The organism is Paenibacillus puerhi (assembly GCF_009846885.1).
GTDB lineage: Bacteria > Bacillota > Bacilli > Paenibacillales > NBRC-103111 > Paenibacillus_G > Paenibacillus_G puerhi.
Map to the genome: position 1 here is coordinate 170,074 of NZ_WUWM01000003.1, position 19,844 is coordinate 189,917.

13 protein-coding genes are annotated in these 19,844 nt (G+C 57.6%); 3 read left to right on the forward strand and 10 right to left on the reverse strand.

The genetic code is table 11. From position 1 onward, the window contains the following. Nucleotides 1-8: 8 nt before the first annotated feature. The 7 genes from GSF01_RS04220 to GSF01_RS04250 all read right to left on the reverse strand — a co-directional run bounded on the left by GSF01_RS04220 (nt 9) and on the right by GSF01_RS04250 (nt 10,924). On the reverse strand, nt 9-1,847 hold the full coding sequence (locus GSF01_RS04220) for a heparinase II/III family protein (RefSeq protein WP_159881767.1): 1,839 nt from the start codon (nt 1,845-1,847) through the stop codon (nt 9-11). Nucleotides 1,848-1,867: 20 nt separating this feature from the next. After that, complete coding sequence (locus tag GSF01_RS04225; protein ID WP_159881768.1) at nt 1,868-3,892, reverse strand: beta-galactosidase; 2,025 nt, start codon at nt 3,890-3,892, stop codon at nt 1,868-1,870. A gap of 85 nt (nt 3,893-3,977) precedes the next feature. Continuing rightward, on the reverse strand, nt 3,978-5,345 hold the full coding sequence (locus GSF01_RS04230) for an ABC transporter substrate-binding protein (RefSeq protein WP_159881851.1): 1,368 nt from the start codon (nt 5,343-5,345) through the stop codon (nt 3,978-3,980). Nucleotides 5,346-5,535: 190 nt separating this feature from the next. Next, the gene (locus tag GSF01_RS04235; protein WP_159881769.1) at nt 5,536-7,149 is read right to left on the reverse strand and encodes a response regulator transcription factor; all 1,614 of its coding nucleotides are present in this window, start codon (nt 7,147-7,149) and stop codon (nt 5,536-5,538) included. After that, nucleotides 7,142-8,941, reverse strand: coding sequence for a cache domain-containing sensor histidine kinase (locus GSF01_RS04240; RefSeq protein ID WP_159881852.1), 1,800 nt, complete (start codon nt 8,939-8,941; stop codon nt 7,142-7,144). Before GSF01_RS04240 ends, GSF01_RS04235 begins: the two co-directional genes overlap by 8 nt. 189 nt (nt 8,942-9,130) lie before the next feature. Then, nucleotides 9,131-9,919, reverse strand: coding sequence for a carbohydrate ABC transporter permease (locus tag GSF01_RS04245; protein WP_159881853.1), 789 nt, complete (start codon nt 9,917-9,919; stop codon nt 9,131-9,133). A gap of 66 nt (nt 9,920-9,985) precedes the next feature. After that, the gene (locus GSF01_RS04250; protein ID WP_159881770.1) at nt 9,986-10,924 is read right to left on the reverse strand and encodes a carbohydrate ABC transporter permease; all 939 of its coding nucleotides are present in this window, start codon (nt 10,922-10,924) and stop codon (nt 9,986-9,988) included. A gap of 164 nt (nt 10,925-11,088) precedes the next feature. Between GSF01_RS04250 and GSF01_RS04255 the strand changes: the two genes are divergently transcribed. After that, a complete protein-coding gene (locus tag GSF01_RS04255) occupies nt 11,089-13,065 on the forward strand; it encodes a DUF2264 domain-containing protein (protein WP_159881771.1) in 1,977 nt (658 codons plus the stop codon). Between the two features lie 57 nt (nt 13,066-13,122). On the opposite strand, the gene GSF01_RS04260 is transcribed toward GSF01_RS04255, so the two are convergent. Beyond that, a complete protein-coding gene (locus GSF01_RS04260; protein ID WP_159881772.1) occupies nt 13,123-14,046 on the reverse strand; it encodes a helix-turn-helix transcriptional regulator in 924 nt (307 codons plus the stop codon). Between the two features lie 171 nt (nt 14,047-14,217). Between GSF01_RS04260 and GSF01_RS04265 the strand changes: the two genes are divergently transcribed. Continuing rightward, nucleotides 14,218-15,933, forward strand: coding sequence for a glycoside hydrolase family 2 protein (locus tag GSF01_RS04265; protein ID WP_159881773.1), 1,716 nt, complete (start codon nt 14,218-14,220; stop codon nt 15,931-15,933). An 84-nt stretch (nt 15,934-16,017) separates the two neighbouring features. Here GSF01_RS04265 and GSF01_RS04270 read toward each other — a convergent pair whose 3' ends face one another. Together GSF01_RS04270 and GSF01_RS04275 are read right to left on the reverse strand one after the other, a co-directional pair. Next, the gene (locus tag GSF01_RS04270; protein WP_159881774.1) at nt 16,018-17,172 is read right to left on the reverse strand and encodes a DUF2264 domain-containing protein; all 1,155 of its coding nucleotides are present in this window, start codon (nt 17,170-17,172) and stop codon (nt 16,018-16,020) included. A gap of 21 nt (nt 17,173-17,193) precedes the next feature. Continuing rightward, nucleotides 17,194-18,543 carry a PDZ domain-containing protein gene (locus GSF01_RS04275; RefSeq protein ID WP_159881775.1) on the reverse strand — a complete coding sequence of 450 codons (1,350 nt, stop codon included), beginning with the start codon at nt 18,541-18,543 and terminating at the stop codon, nt 17,194-17,196. Nucleotides 18,544-18,739: 196 nt separating this feature from the next. Between GSF01_RS04275 and GSF01_RS04280 the strand changes: the two genes are divergently transcribed. Further along, complete coding sequence (locus tag GSF01_RS04280) at nt 18,740-19,828, forward strand: nitric oxide synthase oxygenase (RefSeq protein WP_159881776.1); 1,089 nt, start codon at nt 18,740-18,742, stop codon at nt 19,826-19,828. Nucleotides 19,829-19,844: the final 16 nt, after the last annotated feature.

A 19,844-nucleotide genomic window follows, 5' to 3' on the forward strand; every position in this document is an offset into this window, starting at 1 on the left:
TCTAACTCTTAATCTGCGAATGAAAAAACCAGCTTGACCGTCTCCGTCCGCGCAGGATGTCCCACCGCGAAATCCAATGCGTAGCAGGCCGTCTTGCGGCCAAAATGATCGATATGCTCCAGCTCCGCGGCTGTCCAGCTTAACCGGCTTTCGTCGAACCGGATCTCGAGCCGGGCCTCTCCTCCGTCGATCCGGACAAGTCCGGGCCCTAAGCCCTCTGGCTTGTACCAGCTTATGAAGCGCTCCACCACCGATATCGGCTGCCCGGTAAACTCGAATGCATCCTCAAGCTCCAGCATCGGCTCGTCCGTCTTCGACCAGACGAAGCGGCGTTCCAGCCGGGCCAAGCCTTCATAAGCGTAGGCTGCGGACAGCTCGATAGCGAATACATCCTGCGTGTCCGTTGACGTTCTCTCCACAAGCACCGCACATGCAGACCTGCCGGCCTGCTGCAGCCTTCCGTCCACGATGGGCACGGAGTGGCCCTGCGACCCGTTGCACAATATCCCGTACCGCCCGCTGCCGAAGTAGTCGCGCGAGTACTGCCCGCTTCCCAGATCGGTCAGCAGCATGACGCCGCCTGCGCCGAGCATGAACTGGCCGATATCGTTATGATTATGCGGCTCTGCGTTATGCCCGCCCTTCGCGGCGAACACGTAGCTGCCCGATGGGCAGCGATGCCGCGATACGAGCCATTGCGCATCCGGCAAATAGTACGAGGCGCCCGCCCATGGAGCGCCCTGCTCCTCTCCGCGAACCCATAGCAGATTCCGCAGGGCAGGAGCCCACCGCCGGCAATGATCCTCCGTATAGGCGGACCGTAATCCGGCCTCCGGCACCTCCATCCCGGGATACAAGGCTTGCAGATAATGGCTGAGTCCCAGGAAAACGCCTGCTTCCGGCACGGAGTCCGAGAAATTAACGACCTTCCTTCCATCCAGAAAGCACTTCTGCTGAAACATCGCGATTTCCTTCACCTTTGCCGAGTCGAACAGATCGATCTGTCCGCCCGTGCGCAGCTTGAGCAGATCGGCGAAATACACGTAGAAGCCGAACCCGTACTGCCAGTAGGCATATCCTTCCGTGCACGCCCCATCCGCCTCGAAGCCGAGCAGGTAGTGATCCAGCGCTTTCAGGCAGCGCTCCAGCACAGCTGCAAGCTCTTCGCCGCCTGGCAGCGAGTAGATCGCAGCCGCCCCGATGGACCCCGCGCATACCGCCGCCCAGTTGTGGGTTTCCGTCTCCCACTTGTAGGCCGCCCCGGTCAGGAACGGCTCCAGCACACGCCTGCGCACCTCCTGCTGTACGCGTCTGCGCAGCAGAGGCGGCAGACGGTCGCCCGTCAAAGCGGCTATTTCGCATAAAGCGAATGCCGTCTCCGCCGCGAACAGATCGACGGTGGGCTGCTCGCCGGTTCCACTTGCCCTTATCCCGCTCTGCAGCTCCGCGCCTCCGGGGGCCAGATGCGCGCTCAGGCACCACGTATACTCATTGCAGACGGACCACACGGCATCCGCAAGCGCGTCCGCGTAGTCTTGACGCTCCGGCTCCAGCCAGCACATCAGCCCAAACGTAGCAAGCGCATTCCTGCGACGAAAATACGTACGATCGTATTCGCTCCGGGAGCCCTTTTCCTCAAATAAACGAAAAAGCGAATAGGTCAGCTCCGGCATAGGCTCCTTCAGCAGAACCTCCGCTTCCCCGCGAATTTCTCCGATCAACGGCTCATGGGCCGCCGATCCCAGCAGCCGCGCACGCGCCTGTTCGGGTGTCTCCCCCGGAAACAACAGCCGGGATGCTTCAAAGCCTTCCGTCACCAGCTTGCTTCGAATCAAGCTCGCCTCCATATCGTTCTCTCCTCGTATCGCTATCTCTCTGCCTCTTCCAGAATAAGCACGCCATAGGCTTCCAGCTCCGCGTTGTCTCCTGCTGCGAAGGTCCGCCCAGTCAGCAGATCCCGATTAGCGCCATCTATACGTACGCCAGCCGGGCGCGCATTATGATTGAGAGCGAACGTATAACGCTTCCCTTCCTTATGGCGCTGCGTCACCTCTATGCCCGCCTCCGCCTCCAGCGGCGCCTCTAGTCCGCTGCGCTCGCAAAGCGTACGGACGAAGTCCGCCAAGAAGCGATCTTCCGCATCGGTCGCCACATAGTACGCCCGGCCTTCGCCATACGTATTCTCCGTCAGCGCCGGCATTCCTGCGTAGAAATCATCCCCATAGACGGCAAGCGCCCTCGCGCCCTCGAGATGCAGCAGCTCGCACAGCATGCCGCAGCTATACTCGCCGGCGACCTTGCCGAACGGCTCGCTTGCCACCAGCCGGTTCTTCAGCTCAGGAGGCAGGCTGTCGATCTCCTCGACCCAGATCCCCAGCAGCTTGCGCAGATGGCCCGGATAGCCGCCCAGCGTGACCCGGTCGTTCTCGTCCACAATCCCGCTGAAGAACGTCGTCACGAACACGCCTCCCGCCTTCACGAACGCCTCGATCCGCTCGGCTACCCCCGGCTTCAGCATATACAGCACGGGAGCGACGACCAGCTTATAGCCGGAGAAGTCGCTGAGGGGACTGATCACATCCATGCCGACGTTCAGCTCGTAGAAGGCTTTGTACATCTTCTGGGCCTGCTTGGCGTAATCCAGATCTACGTTCGGTCCGCTCGTGATCTCCACAGCGTTCCAGGTATCGATATCGAACAACAGAGCCGCTTCGTGGCGGAGCCGGGAATCGATCAGCGTATCGCCCAGTTCCCGCAGCTCCGCGCCCAGCTGAGCGCACTCGCGGAACACGCGCGTCTCCTCGTGACCGACATGTTCGATGACCGCGCCGTGATACTTCTCGCAGGCGCCGAAGGAACGGCGCAGCTGGAAGAACATCACCGTGTCCGCTCCGCGGGCTACGGCTTGATAGCTCCAGAGACGCATCACGCCCGGACGCTTCAGGCTGTTATAAGGCTGCCAGTTCTGCTGGCTCGGCGTCTGCTCCATCAGCATAAATGGCTGTCCGTGCTTCAGTCCGCGCATATAGTCATGACGCATGGCCACCTGGCTCATCGGCTCATTCATCTGCGGATAACTATCCCAGGAGACAACGTCCATACGGTCCGCCCATTGCTGCAGATCCAGACCGTTGAACAGCCCCCAAATATTCGTCGTCACCGGCAGGTCGGGTGTGATCCGCTTGATCGCCTCGTACTCCGCCTGATAGCAAGCCAGGATTGCATCGGACATGAACCGCTTGTAATCCAGCGCCATGCCTTGGAAGCACCGGTTGTCCCCGTTCAGGTTCGTCGGCGGCACGATCTCGTCCCACTCGTATACGGTATGCCCCCAAAAGCTCATATTCCAGCGCTTGTTCAGTTCTTCAATCGTACCATAGCGAGCCCGCAGCCAGTGCCGAAACTCCGCCGCACATGTATCGCAGTAGCAGTGCGGTCCATATTCGTTGCCGACATGCCAGATCAGCAGCGACGGATGCTGGCCGTACCGCTCCGCCAGCTTTTCGGTCAGGCGGACCGCATAGGTGCGATAGGTCGGAGAGTTCGGACAGAAATTAACACGGGAGCCATGCGTCCGCTTGCGTCCGTCGATATCGACCGGAAGCACGTCCGGATACTTGCGGGACATCCACGCGGGCTGAGCTGCGGTAGAGGTAGCCAGGCAGACGTAGATTCCGTTATCCTGAACCAATTGTAAGATCCGGTCCAGCCAATCGAAGCAATACGTATCCTCCGATGGCTGAAGCTTCGCCCAGCTGAACACGGGCAGCGTCACGACATTGATGCCCGCCTTGCGGAACAGCCGCATATCCTCCTGCCAGATGTCCTCCGGCCATTGATCCGGGTTGTAATCGCCGCCATACCAGATCGCAGGCAGTTTGGGATGAATCATGAACGCCAGTCCTTTCTTTCCCCGCCGTACAAATAGAGAGAACCTGATGAGGGTTCTCTCTATACGTTCGAGCCGGTTTGCAATTTTATTTTTTGCTGGAGTCGATCAGCTTCTGAGCGCGGTCCTGCGTATTTTTGAGCATCGCATCCAGGTTTTGCTTGTCAAGAATCAGCTTCTCATACTCTTCGTTGATCACTTTGTACACATCCGCCTGGTAGGACGTCGGAGGCACCAGCTTGGAAGCTCTCGAGTTCTGCAGAACGGTGATCAGGGATTGCTTGTCGACCTTATCCGGCGATTTCGTACCGGCCAGGATCGTATCGATGATCTTGGTCAGGTCTTCATTTTTGACTTTGGTCCAGGACGGAACGTATTTGCCTTGGGCAATCGTACCGTCTGTCGTGAAGTAACGAATGAATTTATAAGCGGCTTCCTTGTTCTTGGAGCTTGCCGCTACGGCCATGAAATCTGTCGTTACCATCGAGTAGCCTGCCGGATCGGATGCCGTATTTTTCGGGAATGGAGCAACCGCTACCTCGAAGTTCAGCGGGAACTGCTCCGTACCGCCCAGCTCGGAGTTCATCCAGCTGCCGATCACGACCATGCTCGCCGATTGGTTGAAGAACTGCGGACGATAGTGCAGCTTCTGCGAGATCATATCCGTATAAGGAGTGGACGACTTGTCGACCTTCTCCATTTGATAACGAAGCTCGATCGACTTGCGGAACAGCGGGTTATCCAGGTTGGATGTTCCATCCGTCTTCAGGTAATCCGAGTTATCCGGCTGATTGGCCAGCGCAAGACGCGTGAACTCCAGCCATCCTCCGCCCTGAGGTCCATGGAAATACGTGCCGTAGCGCTTCGTCGGGCCATCGCCCTTCGTCAGCTTCTTCGCGTAGTCGGCGAACTGATCCCAAGTCCAATCGGTCGGAACTTCCAGTCCGGCTTCCTTCAGATGATTCTTGTTTAGCATGACGTACCAAGGGTTGAACTTGCCCGGCAGCGCGTAGTACTTGCCGTTCAGCTGCGTATCGACTTTATATTCCTCGGTAACCTTGAAGCCTTCTTTGTTGATAAATTCGTCAATGGGAGCTACCATGCCGAGCGCCACGCGCTGGGCGTACATGCCGGCTTCACTGAACATCATGACGTCCATCGCTTCGCCCGAAGCGGCCGCCAGGTCAAGCTTTTTCGCGTATTCCTGCGTATCGCCCTTCTCGCTCAGGTTGATCAGTTCAACCTTGATATCCGGGTACTTCGCTTCGAAGGATGAAATGACCTTTGTCCAGTTCTGCTGGGCTTCGCTTCCGAAAGCGTGGAATTTCAAGGTGACCGGCGCCGCAGGTGTCGTGCCGCCCGAGGCTCCGCCGCTCGGTGCCGCGCCGGAGCCGCCCTCCGTATTGCCGCCGCTGCAGCCAGCCAGCATGCCGACTGCCGCCAGTCCGGCGATCATTTGACTCCATCTCTTTTTGTTCAAGTGTACCCCTCCGTTATCTGTTTTTACGTTGATCTGAGATTTATCTTATACGCTGCCTTACACGCTCATTATAGCAATCCGCCTTGGCGCAAGTATGACGCGATATTGACCACTATCCACGTTATTTTTACTTTTGGTCCAGAGACCGGTACACTTCCGCGGGCCGTCAAACGCGGGACGCTCCCCGGTATTCCTGCGGCGTGAATCCCGCTACAGTCTTGAACATCTTGATGAAGTAACTGTGGTTATCATAGCCCAGCGCTTCGCCGATCTTGGCGACGGACAGATTCGTCTGGTCCAGAAGCTCCTTGGCGCGGTCGACCTTCATCCGGTTGACATATTCGATGAAGGTTTCGCCCGTTTCTTTTTTGAACAGCCGGCTGAAATAGCTCGGATTCAGAAACAAGCTCTCCGCGACTTCATCCAGACCGATCTTGCGATGAAGATGGAGGGAGACGTAGTGGCAGGCATCCAGCACCTCCGGGCGCTTGCTCAGCACCTTGGCTTCCTCGACGACAACGAAGGACGATTCGAAGAAATGGATGAGCCAGCTTTCCATCTCCGCTAATGTATCGGTTTCGAGGATTTCGCGGTGAAGAATATCGACGGAGAACGGGCTGCGAAACATCTGCATCGACTGCAGCTTCAGCTTCAGATCCAGCACGAGCTTCAGCATCCAGTCCTTCACCGTCTCCGGCCGGAACAGCTGCTCCTGCAGGAATCCGGTCCAGCGCCCGACCACCGGGCGGACATTGGACGGATTCCCGCCGATCATCATATCCCTGAGGCTGTTTAGCGCTTCGTCGTACTGTCCGAACAGATCGACTGTCGCATACAGGACCGGCAACTTTTTCTCGATCGTGCGCGGCTTCATATAGAAACGCTGCCCGCTCGACCCGAGCAGCTCGATCAGCTCCTGACGGATCACGCCCGGCTTCTCGCTGCCCACGCCGATCAGGAAGGAAAGCTGAAGCTTAAGCGTACGCTCGACGGCGGACTGCAGCTTGCCCAGCACGAGAGCGGCGCGGTCATACGGATTGGTTTTGATCCCGCCCTGATAAGGAAGCAGGATGAAGGATCTTAACGCGTCATAAGTAAAATGAACCGCCTCGGGCTCTTCCTCCCGCAGGATTTCCTCCACGATATTGTGGATGGCAAAGCGCAGCACATCATCGGAGACAAACCGCTGCCTCGCTCCTCGCTGACCATCGATATAGACGGCAGTAGGCAGACAGGTACTGCCGGTCACCCGCAGACCCAGCGACTCCGCTTCCAGCGCCCAGGCTGCCTCGCTCAGCATCGGATCATGGATAGTGCCGCGGATGAAAGCCTCCTTGTGCCGCTCGCGGCTGCGGTCGACCATATGGCGCAGCTGCTTTTGACTCTCGGATCGGTGGAGCTCCTCGTCCAGACTTACCTTGAACTGCTCCAGCAGCTTGCGCACATCGGCAGGGTCGAGCGTATCCTTCAGCATATAGTCCTGAATGTTCATCCTCATCGCCTGCTGCGCGTATTGAAATTCGCTGTGGCAGGACAAGATGGCGACGCGCAGATTAGGGTGAATCGCCTTCAGCTCGCGGATCAGCTCCAGGCCGTCCATCCTCGGCATCCCGATATCGGTTACGAGGATGTCAGGCATCTGCGCCTTGGCCGCTTCGAGCGCAAGCGCTCCATTCTCATACAATCCGACCAGCTCAAGTCCGAGCTCGGTCCAGGGAATCGTATTCGATAATAATTCGAGCACAGGATAATCGTCGTCCGCCAGCATGACTTTATACATGAGCGCTTTCCTCCTGTTTCGGGAAATAAAGGGTAATCTCCGTGCCTGCTCCGGGCTCGCTGGCCAGTACCATCCGGAAGTGGTGGCCGAACGTCATGCGCATGCGCTCGTAGACGTTGGCGAGGCCGATGCCGGAGAAGCCTCTGCCTGGAGTCTGCGGCTGTTCGTCTCCGTGCGAGTAACGGGCAAGCCTCGCCTGCAGCCGGGCGAGCTCGTTCTCTTCCATCCCTCTGCCGTCGTCCTTCACGCGGATACGGATCGTGCCGCCTTCCGCCGACGCTTCCAGCAGGATGGTTCCCGCCTGCTGGCTTAGCCCATGGATCAGCGCATTTTCGATAATCGGCTGAAGGAAGAACCTCGGCACACGTTCCAGGAAAACATCAGCCGCGATATCGAGCTGCAGACTGACCTTTTCCTTCTGTCTCATATTCATAAGCTTGACATAATCGGCGACGATCTCGACTTCTTCATGCAGCGATATCGTGCCATTGTCCTGAATCGTCATCCGCAGCAGCTTGGACAAGGAGCTGATCATATCGGCGCTTTCCCGGTCTCCCCGGCCAAGCACCTTCATCCGGATGGAGTTCAGCACATTAAACAGAAAGTGAGGGTTGATCTGCGCCTGGAGCATATCGAGCTCTGCCTTGCGCTTCCTCGCCTGCGTCGCGGTCACCTGGACGATCATATCGGAGATGCGGTCCAGCATCTGGTCGAAAGATTTGCCAAGCCGGCCGATCTCATCCTGGCCGCGAATAGAGGAGCGAACCTCCAGATTTCCCTTCTGCACCGCTACCGCTACTTTGTCCAGCTTTACTAGCGGACTCGTAAAGGCGCGCAGCGCCAGAAGCAGCAGCCCGAAGAACAGCGCGAAGGAGATCAGCTGAAACGTAAATACATTTTGAAAAATCGCATTTATCTTGGCAATAGCGGACTTGTAGGGCGTAAGCGAAACCAGCTTCCAGCTGTTAACCCGGATGTCGGACACGGACAGCAGGTATTCCTTATCCTGCATCGTCACGATATTCGAGCGGCTTGTCCCGGCTTGCTGAAGCAAGGTGAACGGTTGCCCGATCCGCCCTGGATCGACGTGAGAGACGATCCGGCCCGTGCCGTCTACAAGCATCATCTCATGTCCCGGCGGGAGATTCCGGAAATACTTGTGGATATCGCTCTCCAAGATGGAAACGACCACATAGCCGTTGATCCCCTCCGGAAGCTTCCGTCCGACCGTCAGCTGATACGGACTGATTTTTCTAAACGCCTGGAACGCGGTGGGGGATGTTCCCGCCCAATACGATTGAAAGCCGGAAAGCCCTTTGACCGAGTCGATCCAAGGCTCCTTCAACAGGTTTCGGGGATCGAAGTCAGCGATCTGGTAATTCATCATGAACAAAGCATCGTTTAATACGATCGTATAAAAGCTCTGGTCACCGGCATAAGTCAGGCTGTCTATCGTATTGGTGACCTGTCTGCGGGCCTGGTATTCCTCGTAGAGCACATTGTCCGTCGTGTACCTTCCCGTACCGATCTGCTTGAGCGCCATCAGCATATCCTGATCGACTTGAATATAATTGCAAAGGTACATCATGTGGTTCAGCGCATTGGTCACATGTCCGTTGACAAGCTGCAGCGTCTGCTGGGCGTTGGACGCCGCCTGCTCGCGCACCGCATCCCGCGTCAAGTAATTGTACACGACCATCGTGACCAGCGCGGGAAGCAGAATGCACAGAACCGAGACGACCATGAGCTTCGTACGAAAGGACTGGAACCAAAGAGATCGAAGCCAACGCATCACACACAGCCACCCTCCCCACTCGAAATAAAGCTTCTCCTGCTGCCAACCGGGCTTTTATATCCTTCTCTTTCAAGAACGGCCCGGAACGGAAAAAGAGGAAGAATCGATCTCCCTCTGTTCCATTATATAGGATCGCCTGCCCCGTCAGGAAGACAATTCGCTCCCGCTTTACCGAAAAACTCTCCGTTAGCCCTTCACACCACCGAGCGCAATTCCCTCGATCACGCTCTTTTGTCCGATGACGAAGATAATGAGCAGCGGCAGGATGGCGGATACGGCGCATGCCATAATCAGCGAGTAAAATTCGCCGTTGATCGAAGCAAACTTCTGAATCGCAAGCGGAATGGTGTACAGCTTATCCGTCCGCAGGAAGATCAGCGGATTCTGATAATCGTTCCACGTCCAGATGAAGCGCAGGATCGCATAGGTGGCGACGGCCGGACGGACGAGCGGCAGAGCGATTTGCCAGAAGATACGGGCATGTCCGGCGCCGTCGATCTTGGCGGACTCGATGTACTCATTGTGCAGACCCAGGAAGAACTGCCGCAGCATGAACGTACCGAGTACGCTGAAGGAGCCCAGGAAGATCAGACCCAGATGGCTGTCGAACAACCCGATATTGCGGTACAGAATAAATTGCGGAACGAGCATCGCCTGGCTTGGCACCATGTAGGTCGCCAGTACGATCAGAAACAGCCATTTGCCGGCGGGAAAATCGATCTTCGAGAACCCGTAGGCCGCAAGCGCCGAAATCGTACATGATACGAAGGTTGTAATCAGCGAAACCTTGATCGAATTCCAGTAATATAAGTAGAACGGATTGGCGCCCAGCCAAATTTCCTTATAGTTTTCAATCGCATGCCAGCGAGTCGGAATCCACTCGATCGGATACTTGAACACGTCGGTCTCCAGCTTGAAGGAGGTTGTCAGCATCCAGATAAACGGCAGCAGGAACATGAGGCTTATCAAAAACATGATGATCGTGATAATCACTTTGGATATACTTAACGGTTCTCTTGCCTTTTGCACGATGGCACCTCCCTAGTAGTTGACCCATTTCTTCTGACCGATCCACTGCAGCAGTGTGATGATCAGGACACATCCGAACAGTACGACAGCCATCGAAGAAGCGTAGCCGATGCGCAAGTTGAGGAAGGCCGTTTCGTACAAGTACCAGACGAGCATGCTGGTCGACTGGATCGGCCCGCCCGCCGTCAATACGGCAATCAGGTCGAATACCTTGAAGGTCGAGATGATCCCCGTAATCAGCAGGAAGAACGTGGTAGAAGAGAGCATCGGCAAGGTAATGTGGCGGAATTGAACCCATGCATTGGCCCCATCGATATCCGCCGCCTCATACAGATCTTTAGGAATCGATTGGAGACCGGCCAAATAAATGATCATGTTGTAGCCGATGGAGATCCAGACCGAGATCATCATCACGGAGATCAGCGCATAAGCAGGATCGGCGATCCACTTAGGCGGATTCTCAATTCCGAAGGACATCAGGAACTGATTGACGGGACCCGCCGAAGGGTGGAAGAGCACCTGCCAGACGATGGCAACGGCAACGACGTTGGAAATATAGGGCATGAAGTACGCGACTTTGAAAAAGCCCTTCATATACACATATTTATTGATTAGTATCGCTAGCAGCATAGAAATGGCCAGGTAAATCGGAACCGTAAGCAGGAAGATGAAGTTGTTCCGCATCGACTTGAGGAAGCTTTCATCTGCGAACAGCTTCGTGAAGTTGTCCATCCCTACCCACTTGAAGCCGTTCAGCCCCGCAACGAAATTCCAATCCCCGAAGCTGAGCACGAATGTCGCAAGGATCGGCAGCAGCGTTAGGACGGCAACCCCGATCAGCATCGGGCTGACGAACAGAAAACCAGCCAGGCTCTCCTGCCTTCGCAATGCGCTTGCTTTGTATTTGACTTTCACAGTAAGTTCCCCACTTTCGGTATGAAGTATCTCCATCGTTGTATCGTATGGGTCTAATTATAGAAAATCGGCCGACTCGCCAGATAACGTTATTTTGATTTTTTCGAGGTCTATTTTGACCAGTTAAGGGGAGTGGGATCTAACCCGGGGGCAAATGGAGTATAATCGGACCATCAAATCTAGGAGGTTGACTCACCGATATGGACACCTGGCATGTACCGATTTCCGATAACCCGCTGCGCTCCCGCGATGATCTGCGCACGGCCTTCAGGCAGCTGAGCGAACCTTTGCGCGCCTATTATAGTCCGGGATGCGCGCAGCTGCGCCTGGGCAGTACGGGAACGAGCTATTCCCGCGAGGTCGCCGGCTTGGAGGGCTTCTCTCGCGTCCTCTGGGGGCTGGCCCCCTTGCTTGCGGGCGGCGATGAGAGCGTCCTCTGGGAAACCTATGTTCGTGGAATCGTCAACGGCACGAATCCGGAGCATGACGAATATTGGGGAGAGGCCGCCGACTACGATCAGCGGCTGGTCGAGATGGCCGCCTTCGGCCTGCTGCTTGCCCTCATCCCGGACAAAGTCAAGGGAGCCTTGTCCGCTGCGGAGCTGGACAGGCTTGCGGCATGGCTGGATCAGGTAAGCAGACGGAAGCTGTGGGATTGCAATTGGCTGTTCTTTCGGGTAGTGGTGCAGACCGGATTCCGGCGGGCCGGGCTCCCCTTCGACCGGGAGCTGACGGAACGCACGCTGGACGAGCTCGACCGGTTCTACCTCGGAGACGGCTGGTATGCCGACGGCATGGGCGGTCACTCGGATTATTACGTGCCCTTCGCTATCCATTATTACGGGCTGCTGTACGCCGCGCTGATGGGTCAGGAGGACCCTGAGCGAGCGGAGCGCTACAAGACGCGAGCCGGGCTGTTTGCGAGTTCGTTCGTTCATTGGTTCTCCGATGACGGCGCTGCGCTCCCGTACGGGCGGAGCCTGGCCTACCGTTTCTCGCAAGCCGCCTTCTGGAGCGCGATGGTATATGCGGGTGTCGATACCATCCCGCTTGGCGTGATGAAGGGGATCATCCTGCGCAACCTGCGCTGGTGGTTCCGGCAGCCGATCTTTCATCCGGACGGCACGCTGTCGATCGGCTACGCCTACCCCAATCTCGTCATGTCGGAGAACTACAACTCACCCGGTTCGCCTTACTGGGCGTTCAAGACGTTTCTTATTCTGGCGCTGCCGGACGGGCATCCGTTCTGGGAGGCCGAGGAGCTGCCGCTGGACGCGCTCCGACTCGATGCGGTGTCTGTGCAGCAAGCGCCGCATCTGCTGCTCTGCCGGGATAGCGGCGACCGCTCTAGCGGGACGGCGCCCCATCTGGTCGCGTTCAACACAGGGCATCCTTCTACGAACGAGCATACGCACACGTCGGCCAAGTACGAGAAGTTCGCCTACTCCAGCTTCTTCGGCTTCAGCGTGCCGCGAGCCGAGTGGGGCTTGGCGCAAGGAGCCTTCGACTCCACGCTGGCGCTTGCCGAAGGGGACAATCAATACCGGGTGAAGCGAACAAGCGTGGAGTCCTCGATCACGGAGCAGCTCATGTACACCAAGTGGCGACCATGGAGAGATGTCGAGATCGCGACGTGGATCGTCCCCGGCTTGCCGTGGCATGTCCGGATTCATCGCGTCGAGACGAACCGTGCGCTCGATGCGGCGGACGGAGGCTTTGCGCTTGGAGTGGAGCGCCCGGGAAGGCCGCAGGCGGCTAAGAGAACAACCGGATACGGGGACGCGGCTGACCGGCCAGCTGGCGCCCCGGCGGATCTCATGTATGCGGCAAGAGAAGCTCGTGAGGTTTGGGCCGGCCAGCCTTGGGGGATAAGCGGCATGAAGTGCTTGTATGGCAGCGGAGCGTGCGAGCTGTTCGTTCCCCAGGCGAATACGAACCTGATGAATCCGCGTACGGTTCTCCCTACCGTGAAAGCCCGCTTCGAGCCGGGCGTCAGCTGGCTTGTCACGGCGGTTTGCGGAGAGCCTTTGGATGAAAATACGGGGAGCATTGACGGGCTGGCGCGTCGAGCCAGCGAACGAAGCGATGTCCCTTATGCGCTCGTGCACAACGGCGAGCTTCTGGTGTACCGGATTCGCGGCGAAGCCGAGCCGGTGTTCCGCAGCTTGCTGACCTAGCAGCGAAGCCCGGCCTATGCGGCCGGGCTTCGCTGTTTCTTCTATTCAACTCTACGATTATCGATTTTGCTGATGGATATCGGCCTTAGTCCGTGACATCGGATGATCGCCGGCAGGCTGAGGCGCTGACCGGTTATCCCTTTCCTGCTGGCGTCCCTCCTGCCGGAAACGGCTCGGCGACTGCCCGTTCAACTGCTTGAACATTTTGCTGAAGTGATACTCCTCCAGGTAACCGCACAGCTTGGCGATCTCCTTGACCGGCAAATCCGTATACAGCAAATAGCGTCGGGCCTGCTGGTTACGAAGCTGGTTATGATACTCCTTCGGCCCCATGCCGGTATGCTTCTGAAACAGCTTGCGCAGATAGGAAGCGGATATATCGTACTCCTGGGCAAGCTGTTCAATTTTCAAATTATCCTTATAAGCGTTCTCCAAGTGCTTTTTAATCTGCTCGAATGCGGCGAAGGCGCCCGACTCGGCCAAGCTCCAGTCCGGCTGCTCCAGGCTGTGCAGACGATGCAGCAGCATGAGAAGCCTGGCTTGTGAATGAGCCGCTCCATCCGGCAGACCCGGCACCCAGTCTTGTTGAATTTCTCGGAATGCCATACTCAGCTCTTCGGCTTGAGAATGGCTGTATCGACTCAGAAAGGGCAGCTCCAGCCGGTCGATCGGCGTGACTCCCTTCCACACCGCATCGTATTCCCATTGGGCGCAATCAAAGAGCAGCATGGTCATTCGCAAAGGCGCATGCTCCTCCGACCGCATCGACATCTCCAGCCCCGGTCTTAGGTAAGCCATCATGCCCCCTTGGACCTTATGCTCGGTATGGGTCAGAAACGTCCCCTCTCCTTCATGGATCCAATAGATGCTATGGACATTAACCAGATTGCGAATATCCTCCCAACCGGGATAGGTTTGTTTATCCAGCACGAAATGAATATGAAGCGCCAGGCTGTTCAAATCATAGGAACGGTGTTCCATATCGAACCGATGCTCCTCTCTCTCGTTGCGCATGCATGAGCAGGATCGTTTTTGACAAGCGATAATTCGTTTTTGCCATTCCTAACGATCAGGACTCATGATACTATCCGTAATATCAATCCATGGTCAAGTATACTACAAAATAGAGGCAAAACAAGGAGGATGTCCACTTTGCTACGAACCTTTCAAGAACATCATATCCGCCAAACCGAGCTGCTGGACGGTCCGTGGGACTTCGCGGCCGACCCCGGAAACGTAGGCATGCAAGAGAAGTGGTTTGAGCGTTTTCCACATGAAAACCGCTCGCTGTATGTTCCGGGCTGCTGGAACAACGAGCTGAACCTTTTCGACTATGAAGGCGTCGCCTGGTATAAAAAGACCATCCGCACCGAAAAGCGGCAGCATGTCCGTCTGATCTTTCATGCCGTGCTGGGGCACGCCGACATCTACCTGAACGGCAAGCATCTGGGCTATCATTACGGCGGGTATACACCTTTCGAATTCATCGTCCCGTCCTTGCCGGAAGGGGAGCATCTGCTCGTCGTTCGCACCGACAGCACGCTGGATCGCCTGACGATCCCGACCGAGCATGTGGACTGGTTTCATTATGGCGGCATCATCCGCCCAGTAGAGCTGCAAGTCTTACCGGATATCTACATAGAGCGGCTGAAAATCGACTATGAGCTGGACGGCAGCGATGCCCGACTTCATGTTCAGGTTCAAGTCACATCACTCGCAGCTGCAGGCTCATCCGAAACGTTGACGCTTTATGCCGATAACGATGTCTTTCATACGGAGCCTATTCAGCTCGCCGCCGGACAAACCCTTATATGCTCCATCGAGCAAGCCTGGCCCTCCATTCGGCTATGGAACCCGGGCAAGCCGGAGCTTTACTCGATCCGCGCGTCGACGGGTCAAGACGATAAGATCGACCGCATCGGCTTCCGCCGGATCGAAACAAGCGGTCACCGGATCCTGATCAACGGAAATCCGCTCTTCCTGAAGGGCGTCAACCGCCATGAGGAGCATCCCGAGTGGGGCTTCGCTTTTCCGCCGAGACTGATGCAGAAGGATCTGGATATCGCGAGGGAGCTGGGCTGCAACGCGATTCGCGGCTCGCACTACCCGCAGAGCGCTTATTGGCTTGACCTGCTCGACGAGCACGGGATCGTGTTCTGGAGCGAGATTCCGATGTGGGGGGCATTTCTTCCCAACGAGACGGCAGCCGAGAGCTTGTTCCAGGAGAGGGCGCTGGTCATGCTTGAGGAAATGATCACCGCCCAGTACCATCATCCGTCCGTTATCTTCTGGTCGGTTCATAATGAGATCGACAGCCGGACCCAGGAGGCCTACACGATGACGAAGCGGCTGGTCGACCTGGTCAGACAGCTCGATACGTCCAGGCTCGTAACCTATGCCACCATGCATCCGCTGGAGGATGTGCTGCTGCCTTTGTTTGATGTCATCGGCATCAATAAGTATTATGGCTGGTACGAAGGCAAGGTCGGCGGCTTCGAGGGCATGCTGCGCCAGTTCCATGAACGGGCCGAAGCCATGGGGGCCGGGGATACGCCGGTGCTGATGACCGAGTTTGGCGGAGCCGGGATTTTCGGGGATGTAGGCTGGGAGCCGAGGCTGTTCAGCGAGAATTATCAAGCGCATATCGTCAGCGAGGCGCTGCGCCTCTTTAAAGCCGATCCGAAGATCGGTGGCACCTTTATCTGGCAGTTCGCGGATACCCGGGGTGACCTGAAGAGCGGCGGAACCTACTTCCGCGACCGGGCGCGCAGCTTCAACAACAAAGGGCTGGTCAATGAATACCGTAAGCCCAAGCAGGCCTTCCGCGAGGTGCGGGACATTTACCGGTCTTGGGCGGACTCGCATTAATTTTCGCTTTGCCACCTAAAGCAGTCCCCTCTCTTCCTAGTTACAGAAGAGAGGGGACTGCTTGCTCGCGGAAAAGAAGTCCGCTTAGCGGCTATAAGCATGGTCTGCCGGCACATTCTCGCCCGACCAAAGCTTGCGCGAGGTCCACGCCTGGGGCTCACCGCTCCAGAACGGATCTTCCGCCGGCAAGCCCAGCGGAAGCAGCCCGGCCGTACATAGATACAGGCTGCCGGTCGAAATATACGACTCGGCCAGCGCGGGCTGGCTCCCGTACAGGCCGATCCGCAGCCATCCGGCGTCATCGAAGTTGCCGGGAGCTTCCATCGTGCGCCGGATCACGGCGGTAAGGGCACAGCGTGCCTGCGCCGGGCTCACCGATGCCGGAAGACTGCCCTGCAAGGCCAGCTGAGCGAGCGGCTGGAACGCCCCGAACCGGTACGTCAGCGACCTGCCGATAGCCGGATACGTGCCGTCAGGCGCGATCAGACGCTCCAGCACCTCCGCATAGCGCTGGGCTCTTTCGCTTACAGACGCTGCCATGCCGTCCCATTCCGGATGCTCGGAACGAACGGCGGACAAGATGTCGAGCAGCATCGGCTGAATAACAAAGGAATTGTAATAATCCCAGTGAAAATGCGGTCCGTCCGAATAAGCCCCATCGCCCACATACCAGGCTTCGTGCTGCCGGAGCGCATAATCGATGCGCATATGATCCCAATCCTCCGCTCCCGTCATCCGGAGCGCCGTCTCGGTCATCGCGGAAAACAGCAGCCAGTTGTTGAAGTGGGGCTTACGCCCGGTCCGTGTTTCCCTTAGCGACCGGACTACGTTCGCCTGGACTCGTGGCTCCAGCTTTTCCCACAGCTCCCGCGGCGCTCTAAGAAGAGCTTGAGCCAGGAATGCCGTATCCACGATCGGCTGCCCTCCCTCGGCAAAGTTCATCCGATCCGGAGAGTCCGGGTCTGTCGCACTGTCCAGTGCTTGTCTAGCCAGCTCGCGATAGGACTCTACAAGCTCGCGCTCCTCCTCCGGGTGCTGGCTGAGCTCCAGCCATGGGGCCAGTCCGACCAAGGTGCGGCCCAGCGCCTCCAAGTGACTGTACGGTGATCGGTCCGCTTCCCCGCCAATCTCTACCGGCATCGCCGTCCTAAGCTGCCGCTTCGCGAGATTGGTTAGGACGGGTTCGGCTATGCGAAGCAGCGTACTCAGCCAATAGCTCCGGTCTTCCTTTTCATTCATCTGGTTTCTCCCCCTAGGCTATCATTTGGATGAAGGATGGTTGTTTAGCCATTCCAGCATGTCGTCAAGCGTACGCACCGGCACGATATTCAGAGCCGGCGCGCCTTTACGCGCGTCCGCTTCCTGACCCGCAGGGACGAAGAACACGTCCGCCCCCGACTGTTTCACGGAATAAGCCTTCTGCTCGATCCCCCCTATTCGTCCCACGACTCCTGCAGCGTTGATCGTGCCGGTCCCTGCCACCCGGCGGCCGTTCGTTACGCCCCCGGGCGTCAGTTGGTCGAGAAGGGCAAGCGCCAGTACGGCGCCGTGCGAAGGGCCGCCCTGATAAGCGAGATAGGAGCGGTAAGCGACCTTGCGCGGCAGATCGGCTTGTACCAAATCCTCCACCTGAATGCCGAAAACCGTTCGCTTCGGGGCATCATCGCTTTCCTTTGTCTTGACCGAGAGCTCCAGCGGGCTTCCTGCTCGGATCAGCTTCACAGGAGCCTCCGAGCCGGGCCGAACTTCCCGCATCGCTTCTGCCAGCTCTGCCGAAGAAAGCACTTCCTTCCCCTTCAGCCCGATCAGTCGATCCCCCGGCAGCAGCTGTCCGGCTGCAGGACTGTCTGCCGGGACGCGAACGACCTGGACGCCATCCGGCATGACGCCGCGCCCGAGACCGAGCTTCTGAAAGGCTACCGCGCTGCCGATCTTATTCGCATCGGTCCGCTGCAGCTGAGCCGCTTGCTGGATGTCGCCGAGGGGCACGCGCGTATCGCGCTTCTCGATGCGGATATGGGGGAGCAGCGAGGCATAGAGCCAGTCGATCGGAAACGCCGGCCGTTCGATCACCAGAACTCCGTCGATCGCTCCCCGAGGCTCTCCCCCTTCCACCGTCGCATACCGGTTCATGTTCAAGGTAAATCCCGGGGAGGTGACTTGATAGGCGGTGGGCCAAAATAATAACCATGAGGCAGCCAGCACTAGGCTGATGACCGCGAGACTTCGCCGTGGCCATCCTGCCCTCCTGCGCTTCTCGGAGAGCAACAGATCCGCCAGCGTCAGCAGGCCGGACGTCGCCGCGCATACGGCGATTGCGAACAAGCGGCTTGCGTCGGTAAGCAGTAGGGCAGCCGCTCCGATGCCGGATATGGCGGCCGCCAGCCGGATCCATCGCTCCACCCTGCTCCGATCCGCTGCGCGGGTCAGCGCACCGATCGCCCACAGCAATGGCACCGCCGCTACCAGGGAAGCCAGCCATTGAAGCAGATCGATCCAGTACAGATCGCCTGCCCGGATCGGATCGGCAACCCAGATGGCTTCCCCCAGGACGGATAGCCCTACCACCAGCAGGTATCCGCTGATATACCATCTGCTTGATACGTTCATGGAACGCCCCCTTTGCCTGTCCCTTCGTCTCGTGCTGCACTTATTGTAAAGCTTCCCGGGCAGCGGGAGCAAGCTCAGGTTGAAGCGACGAGCGTCTCCCTTTTCCCCTTTCCCAAGGAGACATAACCCTCCGCCCCTTTCCATATAAATGATAGGGACAAGGATGAACTTGCTTGGGTAGGGAGGCGCTGACTACATGCCGAGCCGCGATCAGCTTGGAGAAGAGGCAGATATCTTCATTAAGGCATGTTACGGAGAATTAAATAAGTCTGTGAGCGAAACCAAGGACCGGTTATCGGAGGTGCGCCGCGAAATTGAAGAAAGGGGCGTCTACACGCATACCTATGAGGAGCTGGCACACGGTGCGCGGATGGCCTGGAGAAACAGCAACCGCTGTATCGGACGCCTTCCCTGGAACACGCTTAAAGCCTTCGACGCCCGCCAAGCCCAAACCGAAGAGGACATGGCAGCTCTGTTATTCGAGCATCTTCGCGTCGGATATAACCAGGGGAAAATCCGCCCCTGCATCACGATTTTCTCGCCCGCTCATCCGGATGGCCCGATACGTCTGTGGAATCAGCAGTTGATCCGTTATGCCGGGTACCGGACAGACGATGGCGTCGTGGGCGATCCGGCGTCCGTCGCCTTGACCGAAGCCTGTCTGCGCCTGGGTTGGAGAGGGCAAGGTACGCCCTATGATATTTTGCCGCTCGTCATCCGCATCGGCGACAAGGCGCCGAGATGGTTCGAGCTGCCCCGGGAGCTGGTCGTCGAGGTGCCGATCCGCCACCCCGAGCTGGATTGGTTCGAGGAGCTGCGTTTGCGCTGGTATGCCATGCCGTTTATTTGCGACATGCTGCTGGACATCGGGGGAATCTCTTATACGGCTGCCCCCTTCAATGCCTGGTATATGGGGACGGAGATCGCCGCCCGCAATCTGGCCGACCCGGGCCGGTACAACGTCCTGCCGCGGCTCGCCAGGCGAATGGGACTCGACACCTCGACCCATGCGACGCTTTGGAAGGACAGAGCGCTCGTGGAGCTGAATCTCGCTGTGCTCCTCTCCTATCAGGAGGATGGCATCAGCATGGTGGACCATCATACGGCATCCGATCAATTCAAGCGCTTCGAGCATAATGAAAAGCAACGAAACCGAACCGTGACGGGCGAATGGAGCTGGCTGATTCCCCCCGTTTCACCGGCTACGACTCATATGTACCATAAGGATTACGATAATTCCGTGCGCAAGCCGGGCTTCTTCCGTCAACCCTCCGCTCTGCCTTGACGAACGAGGTCCGAAG